Origin of the sequence: Asaia spathodeae NBRC 105894 (assembly GCF_025994195.1) — a bacterium.
Taxonomy (GTDB): domain Bacteria; phylum Pseudomonadota; class Alphaproteobacteria; order Acetobacterales; family Acetobacteraceae; genus Asaia; species Asaia siamensis.
Map to the genome: position 1 here is coordinate 61,226 of NZ_BAPY01000048.1, position 15,418 is coordinate 76,643.

General features: G+C 58.7%; 14 protein-coding genes. All 14 read right to left on the reverse strand.

Annotated features, from left to right (window positions below; genetic code table 11):
- Positions 1-75 precede the first annotated feature (75 nt).
- Positions 76-1,290 (reverse strand): type 4b pilus protein PilO2, encoded by a 1,215-nt coding sequence (gene pilO2 / locus AA105894_RS12730; RefSeq protein WP_267312075.1) that lies wholly within the window; start codon positions 1,288-1,290, stop codon positions 76-78.
- The gene (pilP, locus tag AA105894_RS16015) at positions 1,287-2,006 is read right to left on the reverse strand and encodes a type IV pilus biogenesis protein PilP (RefSeq protein ID WP_373316779.1); all 720 of its coding nucleotides are present in this window, start codon (positions 2,004-2,006) and stop codon (positions 1,287-1,289) included. The genes pilO2 and pilP overlap by 4 nt, the downstream gene beginning before the upstream one ends.
- Positions 2,003-3,487, reverse strand: coding sequence for a pilus assembly protein PilN (locus tag AA105894_RS12735; protein WP_267312076.1), 1,485 nt, complete (start codon positions 3,485-3,487; stop codon positions 2,003-2,005). Before AA105894_RS12735 ends, pilP begins: the two co-directional genes overlap by 4 nt.
- A 233-nt stretch (positions 3,488-3,720) precedes the next feature.
- Complete coding sequence (locus AA105894_RS12740; RefSeq protein ID WP_267312077.1) at positions 3,721-4,662, reverse strand: TcpQ domain-containing protein; 942 nt, start codon at positions 4,660-4,662, stop codon at positions 3,721-3,723.
- Entirely contained in the window at positions 4,659-5,540 is an 882-nt protein-coding gene (locus AA105894_RS12745; RefSeq protein WP_267312078.1) for a TrbG/VirB9 family P-type conjugative transfer protein, read from the reverse strand. Before AA105894_RS12745 ends, AA105894_RS12740 begins: the two co-directional genes overlap by 4 nt.
- 137 nt (positions 5,541-5,677) lie before the next feature.
- Positions 5,678-8,785 (reverse strand): type IV secretion protein DotO, encoded by a 3,108-nt coding sequence (locus AA105894_RS12750; protein WP_267312079.1) that lies wholly within the window; start codon positions 8,783-8,785, stop codon positions 5,678-5,680.
- Positions 8,782-9,327, reverse strand: a complete 546-nt coding sequence (locus tag AA105894_RS12755) for a hypothetical protein (RefSeq protein ID WP_267312080.1) — start codon at positions 9,325-9,327, stop codon at positions 8,782-8,784. The genes AA105894_RS12750 and AA105894_RS12755 overlap by 4 nt, the downstream gene beginning before the upstream one ends.
- 12 nt (positions 9,328-9,339) lie before the next feature.
- Positions 9,340-9,753, reverse strand: a complete 414-nt coding sequence (locus AA105894_RS12760; protein ID WP_267312081.1) for a hypothetical protein — start codon at positions 9,751-9,753, stop codon at positions 9,340-9,342.
- Between the two features lie 28 nt (positions 9,754-9,781).
- Positions 9,782-10,339 (reverse strand): hypothetical protein, encoded by a 558-nt coding sequence (locus tag AA105894_RS12765; RefSeq protein WP_267312082.1) that lies wholly within the window; start codon positions 10,337-10,339, stop codon positions 9,782-9,784.
- A 2-nt stretch (positions 10,340-10,341) separates the two neighbouring features.
- Positions 10,342-11,403, reverse strand: coding sequence for a hypothetical protein (locus tag AA105894_RS12770; protein ID WP_267312083.1), 1,062 nt, complete (start codon positions 11,401-11,403; stop codon positions 10,342-10,344).
- 71 nt (positions 11,404-11,474) lie between these two features.
- Positions 11,475-12,818 (reverse strand): DotG/IcmE/VirB10 family protein, encoded by a 1,344-nt coding sequence (locus AA105894_RS12775; protein ID WP_267312084.1) that lies wholly within the window; start codon positions 12,816-12,818, stop codon positions 11,475-11,477.
- Positions 12,815-13,732, reverse strand: a complete 918-nt coding sequence (locus tag AA105894_RS12780) for a DotH/IcmK family type IV secretion protein (RefSeq protein ID WP_267312085.1) — start codon at positions 13,730-13,732, stop codon at positions 12,815-12,817. The genes AA105894_RS12775 and AA105894_RS12780 overlap by 4 nt, the downstream gene beginning before the upstream one ends.
- Before the next feature lies 1 nt (position 13,733).
- Positions 13,734-14,396 carry a DotI/IcmL family type IV secretion protein gene (locus tag AA105894_RS12785; RefSeq protein ID WP_267312086.1) on the reverse strand — a complete coding sequence of 221 codons (663 nt, stop codon included), beginning with the start codon at positions 14,394-14,396 and terminating at the stop codon, positions 13,734-13,736.
- A complete protein-coding gene (locus tag AA105894_RS12790) occupies positions 14,377-15,084 on the reverse strand; it encodes a hypothetical protein (RefSeq protein ID WP_267312087.1) in 708 nt (235 codons plus the stop codon). The genes AA105894_RS12785 and AA105894_RS12790 overlap by 20 nt, the downstream gene beginning before the upstream one ends.
- Between the last annotated feature and the right edge of the window lie 334 nt (positions 15,085-15,418).

A 15,418-nucleotide genomic window follows, 5' to 3' on the forward strand; every position in this document is an offset into this window, starting at 1 on the left:
ATCACCTACCTCGATCGAGATCAGTCCCGTGAGGATCAGCATCCGGCTTTGCGATGTGAGTGCGTATATGAATTTTCAATTTGGTGCCGGAAACGAAACCGGCTCCGAAACTGTCGCCGAAAAATCGAAGGAGTAAGCTGTTGCATCGCTCACGTTACCCCCGGCTACCCGGTTGACGTGGTGGAGCGTTTGAATGGTCAAGCCAGGCACCTTGCTCCAAAAAGCGCTTCGTGGATCAGACGTAAGTGTCCATTCCACACGGGTTAACGTGTTGGCTGCAATTGGATCAGGATACGGGCCTCCGTTCAGACCGGGAGGTGGCCCAGGGTTCATCGCGATGCTGACCTGCGGCCGGACGCCAAGCAATTGCAGAAACGCGACCAGCTGTTTTACTCCGCCCGTGCCTTGGAGTGCGGTCGGAGCCGATTTGAGGGGCGGTAGATGTACAGCCTGCTTGATAGTCTCGCCGTCCTGCGCGATCGTGCCGGCCGGCGCAGAGCCAACAGTGCCGCCGGTACGTGCCCATTCAATGTTCAGTGTATCACCGGAGCAAGTCCAAGACGTCTGCGTCCAACCGTCCTGAAAAATTCTCTGCCGCATCGCTGTGATCATGCAAGCCTGCACCCAGACGCTGGTAGCCACAGGTAGGTGAAGGCGCCTTTCTTGCTCTGCCCTGAGACGGGCTAAAGCAAGCGCTTTTCGTGCTTCTTCTTGCCGTACGCGTTCGTTATGGACCTGAATGATATGCGTGCCAGCAGCACAGAGCAGAACCGCTGATAGGCCGGCTGCCACAGGCTTCCAGTGAGAGGTGAGTGAGGCACTGTAAAGATTAACATTGACCTCGCTTAAAGGTGCAATGAGTTTTTCCAACCCGGCACTATCGACGTAACGACGGTCTGAGAAGCGCTCCTCATCATATCTCTTGCGGATTGCGTCACGATTATCGATCGAGATGACGCGATCGGTGCCCGCCTTTAGCTGACCTTCTCCGTCGGTCGCGAGATACCAGACAGATCCATCATCAAGGGTGAACTCAGCATAGACGTTCGGGCCAAGGGTCTGTGCCAAAACTGGTGCAAGAGGATTTGCTGTTTTTCGCTTATCGCCATACTGACGAAAATTAAAGAAGCCGATCGAATATGGCTTGTTACCAAATATGCCGTAGTGGGTGGCCTCCAGAGCACGCGCTTGGTTGCGCAAGGCGGCGTGGGAAGGCTTGCGCGGTACAATGATCCACGTTGCGTCAAGTACCCAGTGGTGGCCGTCATCTGTGCGGAGATCAATGCTCATGGGTAAGCTCCGCGTGGATAGCCTGCAGGCGGCCGTGAAGGGGTAGGGGCCCCGAAGAGGCTGCTTGCACTTGTCGAATTCGGGTTTGCCTGAGTTTGAGGCTGTGCCTGCCCACCATCCATGGGAAGTCTCGCAAGAGTGTGGCCGCGTCTGATGTAGACGGCGCTACCTTCGATAGTTGCGACCGAGGAGCCGTCCGGAAGAAGACTTCCTCGAGTTACCTCGATCGTGTTGCCGTCTGGCATTCGCAGCGTCGCGGTTGGTCGCTCTTTCTCGTCACTGAGGATCATGACGATCACAGGTAATCTGGGCTCGTCTGTCTGGGTTTTAGAGGGCTTTGCCTCCCCTGGTTGCATTTCGGCTGGGTGCGGCGTCGGAGACAGCAGTTCTGGCGGAAGAGAAATGCCCGGGTACCCTGGTATCACCGGAGGAACTCGCGCAGCGGGTGTATCTCCCGTCTTGTCCTTTCTGTGTTCGACGTCTTCGATTTTAGCCTTGGCCTCTGCCACCTTTTGAAAATCTGCCAGCGCTTGGATGCATGCCGCATTCATCGCCAATTGCTGTGGCGTCAGTATCCCGTCGGCTCCCGGCTCCTGGAGATGACTTGCGCATTGAGGGATAGCCGCTTGCGCCACACCTCCCATAGAGGTGAGCGTAAATATGAGCGACAGACAGACAGTCTTAGGGGCAACGTGCAAAGCAAGATCACGCATCATAGGGTATGGGCCTCCACGGTTACGATGATCTGGGTCTTGTTGATCTGAGCGTCTCCGCCTCCCCCGAAGAGCCAGTTCATGGCGCTACCAGCACCTGTCCTGTTACGAGAAGAAGCGTCATCGATGTAGCCTGTCAGCATCAGGGTGCTTCCGGATTTGAGAACAACCTGATTTTCGAGGGATGTACTCGAGGTTTTCGGTTCCTGAATTTGTGACCCATTCTGACCGAAGGTCGATATGTTGAGCAGCGTTTGCAGAACAGCATCGATATGCAGCATGATTCGGTCGCCAATGATTTTTGGCGTCACATGGCCAGCGAACCCACTCATGACAATGCCAGGCGTTATGCTGGACGATGATCCGGCATTGGTAGCCAAAACGCTCGACGTCTGCGCAGCATAGGTGTCATTCACCCCATTCTGGAAAGGCGCAGTGATGTTGTTGGTCGTGACTACGGGGCGCTCATACAGCTCAGTCACGTTGCCGATCTCAGACAACGCTTGGATAGCACCGCCTGAGCCTGCAAATTGTCCAGCCGTGCCCTTCGCTGAATTGAGTATTGTTGCCCCGAAGTTAAAAGGCGTCGTCGTCGACTGGATAATGGGGGCCGCGACTGGCACCATTGTCATTCCGTAAGTCTTGGCAGCACTTTCGAATGCTACTTTTGGACTCCAGCCGTAACCGGTTTCATGCGTTATCTTGAGCGTGTAGACGTGGATATCGATTGCGACCTGTTTGAGCATTGTCTCACTCAGATCGTGCATCCAGTCCTCGACACGAGCGACCTCTTCGGGGGTGCCCGAAACCGAGATCGTTCCAAGCCCTTCGTCAGCGAAAACACGCCCGCCACCGGCCATCATTTGAGCGGTTTGTTGCAGTCCCTTCCACCGGTCAGCTGTTGATTTGTAGGACACGGAGGATACACCTGTCGACGCGCCGGAGCTGCCTGAGCTTCCCCCGGAGCTACCGCCAGACATTCCGCCACCCGTGCCCCCGCCCGAGCCGCCCATTCCACCTGATCCGCCCGAAGAGCTGCCGCCAGTGAACGCCGAAATGGAATCATTGATCGTCGATGCGCCGCTGAACGCAGGCACGATGAAGGTCTTCGTCCTGTTTCGAAAAAACTCCTCATGGTCGTCACGGTACTCGGCCCAGACGCCATATCGCGTTGCGATTGCCTGGAAGAGACCGTTACGATCGCCCTCGTATTGGATCCAAGGACCAGCACCCCGCCACGCGTTCAAGGCACTCCCACGAGTGTGGGTAGATTGTGTGGGTAGGGGCTGTCCTCCTGAGAGAGAGGGAGGCGCGGGCAATGCCTGTCCGTTGAAACTGCCAGGACTTGCTGACGGCATGCTGCTGATCGCAGCACTGCCATAGTCATCGTCCTCGGCATCGGGAGAGACGACTACAGGAATGTGGGTCTTCCTGGAGGCGAGAATGGCGGCTTCACGCAGTGAGATTGGAAGAGCCACAGCCATTCCAGCATGCGGCCTGAGTATCGCTGGTATCTCGACCTGATCCTTCACCGGGTCTCCAAGCAAATAGGGAGCATCAACAGTGCTGACCAAGGCTGTCTGGGGGAGGTGCTCGGAGTTGATGACCTTTTGCGTCTCATCCTCCCGGCCCTTCGCGGCTTCAAAGTCCTGGCATCCGGCCAGGATGGCAACCAGTGCGACACCGGCAGCGAGACGATGTGATACAGAGAAGGATATCACTGGCTGGTTCCCATGTTGCTAACGACAGCCGTGTGGTTTGTCGTCCAGAATTTCAGGCTCAAAGATTTACCCTGTAAGGCCAGCGCACGAACAACCTCCGAAAAGACACCATCCTCATTTCCGGCGGGACCAGTGTGCTCGTAGGGTCCGGAGAACGTTGTGGTCACGGGTACCACCCAGTTCATATTTTTGGGCCAGATCACGGTCCACCCGGCTCTATCACCCCAAGCCAACATCTGTTCGCGAATGGGCTGTCCCTCCACCAGAGACCATGTGGATTGCCACGCCGGAGGAACCGAAATCGGCTGTTGCACCGTGATAGGAGCGGCAGCGCTGCGCACCGGATTGGCTGATGCAAGAGGAGAGAGAACCATCGGCGCTCCCCTAACCACTTCGGGGCGCGGAGGTGTGGCGGTAGATGGGAGAGGGGACGCCGTAACTGGCTCAGGTTTGACCACTGGGCCGGGGAGGGTTTGCGGCGGAATGCGTAGCGTTAGGTGGAGCCCGTTGCGGACAGTGCATTGACCGACGCGTTGCGTCGCACCATCGGCCGCGTGGTTATAGAGGCAGGTCGCTGAAGCATCATCGACATCGAGCGCCAGCATGATGTTCTGTCCTACCGGCGTTACGCTGTACCGCACCGCATGCGCGCCTGGGTAAGCCATCCCATCAGGAGCAATGCCGAAGCCGCGCTCCCTCAATGTGTCAGTCAGGAGGATTTCTGCATGGGCTGGGTCTTGCCCCATGAAGGGGGCGAGGCGGAGCGTGGATTTCGGCGCATCAAGACTCTCGGCGAGGATATCTGCGATAAAAACGGTAAGCGCCGAAATGTCGCGGAAACTGGAAATGTCGATGTGAGAAGTTCGCGCTTCATCGCCTGTTGTGCAGGCGACAAGAGAGACCAGCATGGCGGTTGCGCCTGCTACGCGACGCATCATGGCGCCCTCCTGTGGGTTAAGCGGACGCTGGGCGCATCGGGCTCGGCGCCGATGAGCAGGGCATCCTCAATGCGTTGGTCGATGACGTAGGAATCTCCGACCGTACGATAATCGCCGGTCTTGCCGCCGCCTGGCGCCAGAACGACGAGGCGCGGACGCGCTACGATCGCGCCGGGCGGAAACTGGATGTAGGTGCGCGAGCCTTGCCGGTAGATGCGCAATGGCCTCCAGACTGGATTGGCTCCTGAGATTACGAAGTCGAAATCTGGCGCACCTGCAGGCGGGCTGTTGCGGGAGAGGGAAGGCAGGGCGTTGCTCCTCGTGGCATCGGCCGGAGGCTCTGGCTGCGTGTCCGGGTCGTCTCGCTCGTAGAGGAAGCGAACTGCCTGCATCGTGTCGCCCGTCGGGTCGAGCACGAGGGTGTAATGACGCTTCGTGGTTGCGATATGAAGCACTGCGGGCGTCGCCTCGATATGCGGCGTGAGGGCTACGGCCCAGCTCGCATGGACGCCCCGTGTGCCTTTAACGATCGTGACGCTCCATCCGGCGGCGCGATCGGTTTCGAGGCTGTTATCCTCGATGCGCTCGCCGGCCTGCAGGGTGACGACGCAAATCTGTCCGGGGCGGCAATGAATACGGGGGGGGCCGTCGGCATAGCCGAACCAGCTTGCCCCGGAGCGCAGAAAACGCGGTGTTGCTTCGCCGTGCGAAGCGCCGCCTGGCGCAGCCCTATTATCGGGGCCGGCGGGATGCAGCACCAGAGGGCCTCCGTGATAGATGTTTGTCGTTGAGAGTGGGAGATCCTGTCGCGCCGGCGTTGCAATCCGCTCGTTCAGGCTCGCCATGAAGCCATGCGTACGGTCCAGAGCCTCTTGCAAGGCGCGTTCAGGGCTCGGTAGTCCTGGCACTTCGAGCGCGACAGGCGCGGTTCGCTCTGCTTCACATCCTGCGAGAGATATGAGGACAGGCGCAACCAGGGTGGCGCAGAGTCTATGTCGACGTTGAGACGCGTGGTTCATGAGACATAGTGTGCCTCATCGCGATGTGAGTGCGTGTCGTCTCGAATAACGGCCCCGAGACCGACACCATTGATGATCTCAAGCGCAATCTCGTCGATAACGCCCGCACGAACCATTTCCTCTGATAAGTCGGCTTTCATGCGGGCTGCCTGGCGCCGCCCGACTTCTTTTGCGGCAGAGCCATGAGGAAAGACGCGCGCCAGTCGTTGCCGGGCGGTCGTCGAGCCCAGGGCATCGTAAACACGACGGCGCAGACTTGAATCGACTTTCTTCGTTGACAGCGCCCAGAGTTCGACCGGTCCCATCAGATTGACGAGGTACATCTCATAAATCTGGTCGCGTATCTTGATCTGCAGAAGGAAGGGTGAGCCGCTTCCGTCATCGCGAGGTCCTGTGAGTGTCTGGAGTAGCGCATTACCCTGATTGGTAAGGGCGAATTTCTCCCGACACAACGCTGCTTCCTCGGGGCCGTCTGTGCTGAGGATGAAGCGTCCGGTGGAGTGATTGCAAAGATAGTCGCCGAAATCCACCAAGCGCTGGCTCGCGAGGCCGATCGTGAAATTCCGTTTCGCGCCCCGTCGGGCGGCATCCTCGAATTGTGCCCGGACGTAAGGCGCGCCTTGTGTACGCTGGAATTCGTCACATTCAAGACGCTTGAACGATTCCGAAATCTCCCGGAATTTCGCGCGCAGCGCCTCTCTTACGTGCTTGGGCACCTGATCCGCATGTTCTGGCACCAGAAAAAGCTGGCGCGAGACGATATTGAAGCCGAGAAGATACATCAGTTCGTTCTGGCGCCGCGCCTCGGGCGTGCTGCCTTCGGGGGCAATCGCATCGATATCGAGTGCGACAATCCGTGCCGCGCCGAGATCGATGCGCGTCGGCTGGCACAGGGTCGGATATTGCTTGATAAAACTGGTGAGGTAGCGGCGGCAGGTATCAATAATGTTTTCGTTCCCTGTTCCGGGCGTGACCATTCTGTAGTCCGCGCTGATCGATCCAGAGAGAGACAGAATGTCGATTAAATCTCTTATCGTCGGGACGGCGCGACGGGTGGCGAGACTGGCGCCATGGAGATCACCGGCACGCCCCAGTGCGTCGGCGGCGTCCCACCAGGTCGGATTGGCCGGAAGCTCGATCTCGAGTGCCGCGATCTTGCGCGCGACAACCGGCTCTTCCCGTGGCTGGTACCTGCGGGGCTTGGTACTGGGGCCGATATCCCCTCGAAGAGCATAGGCGGCGTCGATTGCGTCGTGCAGCAGCTGGCTCATGCCGTCATACGCGCTACCATCCGGTTTGGCACAGACCAGATTGAGGAAATTTGTCAGGAACATGCGGTGATAATCGAGCGGTCGGCGGCAGCAGGGCTCGGTATCGAAGATATTGATCGCGTGTTCATCGATGAGGCGCAGGGATATATGCACCGCGAGATGCGCCTGATCGGCGGGGAGGGCCGATTGGACCATGTCGACAAAGCCACTGCAGGAATCGCCGATATCGAGCTTGCCGATAAGCGGCATGCGGTAACCGTCCGACGTCATGATGGCTTCGCTGGTGATGGTCGCGAGCAGCAGCAGGTTCATGAGGGCCGATTTGCCGGTGCGCGAGCCGCCGATGAACAGGTCAAGCTGGGCACTACGGTCCCGCCCTGAAGGATCGTACGGCACGATTGTTCCATCGCCCGTTCTGAACAGGGCAGCGCCTTCACTACTAGGCATGCCAGCGCGCGCCCACGGCATCATGGTCATGATCTGGCTGAGCGGTGCCGCGGTTGGGGGCGCCGTAGACGCGATTGCAAGGCCCGGCACACTCGAGAGTGTACCGGCGAGTGGATCGCCGCATAAGGTAGTCGCAGACATGCCGCCCCAGGTTCCAATGGCCTGACCTAGGCTTGATGCGCGCCGGCGCAAAAGCTCAATCTCTCCATCAGGGGCCGATGTCGCAAAGCTCATGCGTGTCTTGACGATCGCATCGGTACGGCGCTCGCGCATCGCGTCGATCTGTTCGAAGGCATTAAAGACCGTTTTGTTCGCACCAAAGCGCAGCATGCCGGCCAAGGTCTTTTTCCAGAGCATCAATGTTGGAGGTGCCCCCTCGATCAGGGCCGAAAAGCGCCAAGGCTGGGACCGTGCGCCACGATTGGCGATAAGTTCGACGATCGGCGGGCGTACCTGGCCGATACTCCTAACGTCCAGTGGCAGCCAGAGCCGCGTATCAAGACGAGCTGCAGAAAAGCCATCCGTTTCGGCGTCGCCACAGAAGATCTGCTCACGCAAGGAGGGCCATAGTGAGGCTTCTGCATTACGGGGACGCTCCTCGTCAGGCAGCGTATCGGGTGGAGGATCTGCCGGTGTTATTGGATCCCAGTCGCTGCCGATCGTTTCGGGATAGAGTTCCTGCCTGATGATCCTCAGCGCGGCTTTTGATTCAAGAACCTCGGTCTGCACGTCACGATCAGCGAAAAGCTGAGCGACATTACGGACGAATGCATGATGAATGGCGGCAAGAGCCGGGTCATGCAGAAGCGGGTTCTGGGCATCCCCGAAGGGCGGCAGAGCCCCGGCGGCTTTTTGTTTGTCCGTTGTATGCGCGCGGCGCTCTCCGCGGGAAAGACGGCCCGGTCGGGTCCACAGAACGAGCCAGATCCGTTCCTGACGCATATACTGGGGCAGGATCTTGAGACGCTCTGCGAAGATGTCATCGAAATTGGCGTTCAATCCTCTGGCGAGACGTTTGCGATCCTCAATCCAACGCGCGACTGTGTCTCCCGCCCCATGGGGATCACTGACGTAGACGAATTGCGCAGCATGGCCAGGCTGCTCGAAAGACGATCCGAGGCGGGTGCAAATGTCGCGAGCGCGGTCCTCGATTTCTGCGCGAGTGGCAAGTTTGCGCATGCCGTCGATACGGATGATGGAGGCGTAATCCCCACCATAGGTAATCAGACCTGCTTCGCTGCAGGTTGCCAGATCGCAAAACGCTGTAAGGGGGAGACGGAACCGGCTCCAGATGGCCGCACCAAGCCCCTGTAGCACTACAAGCGGCAGGAAGCCGCGACTGAACAGTCTGGGCGCGGGTGCTGGGATGGTTGGGTGATCGCTCAAAACGGCACACCTCCTATGAGGGCGCGGAGGTAGTTATCATAGAGCTGGGGCGCGTCTCCGAACCAGCATCCATGATGCAGGACGCGTATCCCGTTCACGAAATGCGCACGCTGCACAGGGTCGATTTTCAGCTCTTTGCAAGCCTCGCGAAACTCTGAAATCTTCGCTGTGCCGATTCTGTTGACGAGCGCAGTTTCACGTCTCTTGAGAAGCTCGAAGTTCATCGCCGCAATGCCAGCCTCACCTGTGGCGGCGGTGCGAACCGTGACGCTTTGTCGCGCGCAGGTGACGTGCAGGGTCAGGACAAGGCGGGAAAGGACGCCCTGCTCGAGCTGGGGAAGCCAGATCAGGGAGGCCACGTGATCGATCCCGCTCGCATCCAGGGCAAAGGCAGGTAGGCAGGTTGGACAGAGCGTTGTGTCACCCACCGTCGCCGTTGCGGGCATATGCTGGCAACAGGCGCAGATTGTCGACTTTGGCCCCACGAGCTTCTGTGCATTCAGTTCTTTATCAGCGCGCGCGTAGCGGACGAGATCGAGCATGATGAGGTAGCTTTACTTGTCGAAACGCATCATCTGCTGGCTGCCGTCGACACTGGCGCCAGTACCGAACCATGTGAAGGTCGCCGTGCGCACCATGAACGGCATCATGACGAGGAAACTGCCAACGGCCACGCCTGTGCCAATTCTGCCCCAGCTCATACCAGCGTTCGGTCCCGTAGAGTGCCTGTACCAACCGAAACCTGAAATGATGAACAATGCTCCGCCACCTACCCAGCAGATGGTGTTGAAAATCATCGCTGCAGAATCGTTGATGTGCCCTGTGCCCGTACGGACGATTTCGTCGATCGCCTGAGCCTGTGCGTGAGGTGCGCCAATAAGGAGCATGGCCGCAGCGATAACACCCAGAAAGAGGCTGGAGGGATGCAGCAGCCGGCGCAGAAGGCGTGCCTTTGAGATTTTGGTCATCGGAAAAAGCCCTTTTAGTTGAAGAAAATCAATGGTTGTGGGTGGCCCAGGTGCCGAACTGGCTGATTTTTTCGACGTTCATCATGATCAACGAACAAGCCAGCCCCGTCATATTGACGCCGGAGGTCGAATCGTTCCGGCCACGGGCCCGATCAGTCTCGCGTTTGACCATGAGGAAGGCGATCAGCGCGCCATAGCTGATGAAATACGGGTCGAAGACGTCGATCATCGTCTTGATCAGCGCAGTTGGGCCTTGGGATACCGACTGGGTAAATCTAGCTGCGTCAAAGCTGTAAGGAGCTACGCTGCCATCCTGTCCCTGAACGAGCGATGCGGTGGCGGTGAAGCCCAAGGTCGCGTTCAGCGTGTTCAGGAATTTTGGAAAGCACAGGAAAATGCCCGAGCTTAGGAACAGGATTTCGGGGGCAAATCCCTTCGTGACGAGCCCGTTCTGCAGCGTCGAGCGCGCGTAAAACCCCCAGATCGCGGAAATCATCATCGAGCCGCCGACGATGTAGCACAGGGTCGGGAGTAGCCAGCCAATTGCATTGCCCAGCGACGAGGCGAAGGAAAGAACGCCGACCACGTTTAGCGGATCACGCCGTGTTCAGTGACGACTTCCCAGTTCTCGCCGACCTGGCGCAGCTCCGTGATGGCGCCCCAGCCGGGCAGCGAGGAGTCTCCGGGCAGCTCTGCCATGCCGACTGGATGAACCATGCGCGTCTGGCCATCATTGCCGACAATCAGGGCGACGGAGGGGGAACCCGAGGTCACGCGATAGGCCTTTCGGGCGGGGAGAGGCACGGCTGGCCTGGTTTTTGCCGCGGCCGCGGTTGCGGACGCTGCAGGAGAGGGCGGGTGTGGCTGACTGGCGGCGGCAGGTGCTGTATTTTTAGCGCCGGCGGCCTGAGCGGGCTTTTCAGAAGGCTCTGTCGTCGCGGGCTCGGCGCGCGCGCGTAGGCTGTCATCGATCCTGTCGACGCGATGACGGATTTCGCCGAGCGCGCCGTTGACCGTACCGAACCCGGCGGCATTATCCGTAACCAGGGTGGCGAGCTCCTTCTTAGCGTCTGCAAGATCTGCCGCCATCTTTTCGTTCTGCGTTTTAACCGCACCGATCTGGCGCGCGAGTTCGAGGATCAGCGCCGCCTGACCACCAGCCACTGTCGCAGACGCGGGTTGCGACGTGGGCTCTGCGCCAATCGGTGCGGCCGGTTGCGCGGCCGACGCCGTAACGCCTTGCATATTTGTCGCCTGCGGCCCCGGCTGCGGCATGGGGGCGCTATCGAAAGCGAATTGCGCGGGTGCGCGACGAGGCGTTGTCGTAGGCGACGGGAGGGCGGGTGCTCGATCATTAACGAAAGGCACTGTCACGCCATGCTGCGTCACCGTCCTGATCCCGTAAAGTGCCGCGCCACCCAAAGCCACACCAGCCAAGAGAACGACGGAAACCGAAAGGGCACGTCCGCGCAAGCGCGAGCGCCGGGGCTCTGGACTGGCAAGACGTGCCTTGCTGACCGTAGGCGTTGCATCTGTCTCGATGATTGTGTCGTCGCCAGGCACGTCTTCGGTCTCGGCGCCTGCACGCGGTGGCGTGCGCAATTGCGTGACCTTGTGCGTGCCCTTCTCGTTTGACTGAACTGCGGCCATGAGGCTGTTCCTTTCCTTCGATACCCGCATGGTACCGGACCGCGATGTGAGTGCGGCTCGGCTTGTCGTCGTTACGGCGCGTAAACAGGCTCGAGAAAGACAATACCGACCGCAGCCCCTTGCGTGAGCTTTGCCGTGGCTTTTTGGGGTGTCTGTTTTTGAAGGAACTGACCGAGGTTCTGTCCTACTGCCCCAGCTGCCATGCCTAGCTGCTGGGGCAGGGTGTAATGCGTGAAGGACGTCAGCCCGAGCCCTGCTGTATAGGATTGCGTGTTGTTGTTCTGCAGTGCCGTACCCAGCCCCTGCACGAAGGCAGCCGCCGCGGGAAGAGCAACACGCGTCACAAGATGCTCATTGATTTGCGTTGCAACGCCGCTCTCGCCGCTATCGGGGGCGACGACAAAAGCGTTGACGGCTATGGGCGGATTGTCGTCGATCATAAGCTTCGTGATCTTGATAACCAGAAGATCGCTTTGCATCGTGAACGTCCCGGTCATCCTTGCCCCGGCGAAGGGACCGCTATCGGCCTCGAGTAAGACATCGCTTCCAAGGTCGCTGTTCACGGTCAGCACCGCATGGCCATAAATGCCCCGACCGCCGCGCAGCAGCATTTTTCGCTGCGTGACAGACACGCTTGACGTGGCCGAGCTCGCAGTCTGCGAAACGCTCCCTGTTCCATCTGCTGCACTTGATGGGGATGCAAATCCGGACGTCGATGTGCTGGCGCCCGTATTGCCGGCACCGTCGGCGTTTCCCTTTAGCACGACATCCAGACGTGCGGGATGGCCACCCCATAGCGCAAAAAGTTCGGCCTTTTGCGCATCGGACAAAGAGTCAGGCCGTGGTGGACGAGAGGGCGTCGCATTGTCGTCAACCGTGAAACCAAGCGCGGGCGCCTCCGATTTTGGCGCAGCTGCAGCACCAGCACCCGGTGTTGATGCTTTGTCCGGCGTTGTGCCCGGCTTGGCTGCTGACGCCGCGGGAGGCGCATCATCCGTACGCAGCTTTTCCTCCGCTGCGGCGCCTCTGGTCTTGTCCATCGGCGTGTCGCCCAGTTCGCCGTCTCCCGACCCCGTTGGCGAGTTCCCCTGTATGGGGCTGGCGTAGGAACTGTGTTCCCGCTTTGCTTTCTCAGCCGCAGCCCGATCCGCATCGCGTGTGGTCTTGTCCATGACCGCAGAATTGTTTTCGCCCCCGGCGGGTACGGGGAGTTGCGGGGGTGTAAAAGCGGCAGACCGTGGCTTTTCGTCATGGCGACCGCCGGATAGCCAGAAAATGCCGACAACGACGACAATAAAGAGAGCCGCTACCCAAGGGAGCAGTCTGCGTGCGCCGCGTACGCTTTGCCCGAAATTTGTCGGAGCGCGGGTCGGATTGCGGAGAGCGTCCTGTTCGGAAGAATTGCTTTCGCTCATGGACCTTCTTCTCCGAGAGAAATACCGGTGAGCTGGCCATTAACCGTCATCAGAAGACGAGAGGTGTCGCGCAGGACGTAGGCAGTCACACCGTATTCGGTTTCATGTGCGGTTGGCGCGGGTGAATCGAGTACGTATCGGGTTCGCAACAAAACCTGCCCGCGATACCGCCAGGCGCGTAGGTCGTCCGCGCTGACACCGGTTACAGTTAGCGGCGTAGCTTGCTCAGGGGGAACACCATCCAGCAGCGCGGTAAGCCACGGCGCGCCTGTTTCGGGGGCATCTGCCTCCAGAACGGGTAGATCCTGCGCTCTGGGCCCGCGTTCCTTGACCCGCACAGTCATCTGGCCATCATAGACTCCGGGTCCGGCAATAATGACGAAGTAAATCGGCTGTCTGGCTTTCTCGAGGCTGATCAGGACACCGCCACGCGGGTAACGGGAAAGTGGAGTGAGCTGGACGACGTTCGATCCCGCGACAGGGACACAGGCATTGATCCCAACAGCGCGAATGGCGGCGTTTTCGCCGCCGCCCTGACGGTCGCAATCGGCTGTCTTGTTCGTCATGAGGTTCCACGCAATCGGCCAGGGCTGACCGGTACTGTCGAGAAATGTCAACGACGACGGATAGCCCTGAGCGAGGCGCACGATATTGGTCTGCCCGCCCGGTTGCATCGATACGGTAACAGAGCGCGACTGGGGCACGGCCATACGGTAAGGGTCTTCCGCGCCGTCCTTGAGACGCTCACCTTCATCATATTGATGATAGGCGTTCTGAACCGCCCCAGGAGGCGGAGGGAGATCGGCGTATATCGGATCGAGTGGTTTTTGCTGCTGATCCTGCTGCGCAAAGGCGCTCGTTGTCATACCGGAACATACGAGGGCCGCGCCAAGCAGGTAAGGATGAAAACGCATATCAGCCGTCGCGATCGGCCAGCGGGGCGCTAAGTTCGGTGATCTCCAACCCATCCGGATGGAGGGGATCGTTCGTCTTTGAGATCGTTACGTGTACGGACAGGAGATTATTCTTCGAACCGCTTTCGTTTTCAAAACGCAGATCCATCGGAAAATCGATTTTCCAGAAGTAGACGCCGTTCTTTACGCCAACGGAGCGGACGGAAGCCGCTCCGCGCGGCGTGGCTGTGACGAAGACGCGTCTGTCCTTGATATATTGAATGTTTCCTGACCCCTGAAATGACTGCCCCCAAGCATTCCAGGCAGGAGGTGCAAAGGCGCCGCTAGCGGCGTCGAGCTGCTTTTCAATATGGACGAAATCCAGTGTATAAAGCGTCGTTACCTTATCAACGGTCCAGTTCATGACCTGAGAATTGGTGAAATAAGGCTGGTCGGTGACAAGCAATTCGCGAGGTTTATTGAAACCGTCGTGATAGATATATTTGATGCGTGGTGCATGCGTTGCAAGGATGATAATCACGATACTTTGCAGCACGACAACGGCACCGAGCAAAAGTGCCGCAAGGATAGCCCACCGCGAGAGTTTCTGAAGGAAAGCGGGATCGACGAGCAGACGCTCTATCGCTCTATGCGAGCCGCGCATTTCAATTGACGCCACTGGCATCAGAGTACTCTGAGCCCATATCGACTTCGTTGTCGGCGATACGGGCATTACGCATGCGCGTCTCTCTGGAGTGATGAAACCGCCTCTTATCCTTGGGTTGGACGAACCAACGCTTGCCGGTACGCTTGTCAATTCTCGGTATGATTTGCGCGTCGATCACAGGGTGGATTGGGTAATCCAGTGGGTCGTGTTTTTCGTTGGTTTCGATCAACGTTAGGCCATAGCGGGCGGGGAGCCCTGCGCGGCCAGCACGCTCCTGGATCGCGCCCGGTGTTGTGCCGATCAGATCGGCGATGAGCGAAGCAGCGAAACCGCGCTTCCAGAGATCTGCCAGCATATCGATCCCGTCATTGGACCAGGAAAGACGGCTGCCACGTGTTTGAAAGAGCGATTTTATCCGCTCAATCGGAGAAACATAATTGACGAATAGATCAGGAGACGATGTGGGGCTCGGTCTGGCGACGGCAGACGCATTGACGCGCGAAGGGCGGCGTACCCCGAGCTGACGAGCCTTGGCACGAAGCGAGCCTATCGAGCGATCGAGTTGTTTCGCGATGTCGCGAGAGGGCATTGGCGTCGGATAAAGACGGGCAACGACTTCTTCGTCGCGAAGAGTCCAGAGCCTGCGCTGTGGCTTTGCTGGCTTATAGAACGGAGAGGCCTTCCATTCCGATAGCGTACCGATCAACCACGGTTGATATGCTATAAGCGAGCGGGGGGTGCTGATATGATTTGTAACCATCGTTAACGTACTGGCTACAACATTCTCTGGTGTCACCCGCTTACCTCCCGCCAAAAAACCGCGTCGAATCAACGGTTAAAAACGGGAAGCTGAGTCGTGACGCAAGCGTTATTTTTACGACAAAGGAGTTGAGCAATATTTTTTTAACGGAATATTTCGGAAAATGACGCTGTTTTTCACCGTGAAACAAGGCGCTATTAACGAGCCATGCGCTTGGCGCATGCTGGAATAATTTTTTTGCATGGCTTGATCGGGGGCAGGGATGCCCCAGAAATGACAT

Excerpts from the sequence above, each read along its gene's own strand:
- AA105894_RS12775 (WP_267312084.1), bottom strand. The coding sequence starts at position 12,818 with ATGAGCGAAAGCAATTCTTCCGAACAGGACGCTCTCCGCAATCCGACC.
- AA105894_RS12770 (WP_267312083.1), bottom strand. The coding sequence starts at position 11,403 with ATGGCCGCAGTTCAGTCAAACGAGAAGGGCACGCACAAGGTCACGCAA.
- AA105894_RS12740 (WP_267312077.1), bottom strand. The coding sequence starts at position 4,662 with ATGATGCGTCGCGTAGCAGGCGCAACCGCCATGCTGGTCTCTCTTGTC.
- AA105894_RS12735 (WP_267312076.1), bottom strand. The coding sequence starts at position 3,487 with ATGGCTGTGGCTCTTCCAATCTCACTGCGTGAAGCCGCCATTCTCGCC.
- AA105894_RS12780 (WP_267312085.1), bottom strand. The coding sequence starts at position 13,732 with ATGCGTTTTCATCCTTACCTGCTTGGCGCGGCCCTCGTATGTTCCGGT.
- AA105894_RS12760 (WP_267312081.1), bottom strand. The coding sequence starts at position 9,753 with ATGACCAAAATCTCAAAGGCACGCCTTCTGCGCCGGCTGCTGCATCCC.
- pilP (WP_373316779.1), bottom strand. The coding sequence starts at position 2,006 with ATGATGCGTGATCTTGCTTTGCACGTTGCCCCTAAGACTGTCTGTCTG.
- AA105894_RS12785 (WP_267312086.1), bottom strand. The coding sequence starts at position 14,396 with ATGCCAGTGGCGTCAATTGAAATGCGCGGCTCGCATAGAGCGATAGAG.
- pilO2 (WP_267312075.1), bottom strand. The coding sequence starts at position 1,290 with ATGAGCATTGATCTCCGCACAGATGACGGCCACCACTGGGTACTTGAC.
- AA105894_RS12755 (WP_267312080.1), bottom strand. The coding sequence starts at position 9,327 with ATGCTCGATCTCGTCCGCTACGCGCGCGCTGATAAAGAACTGAATGCA.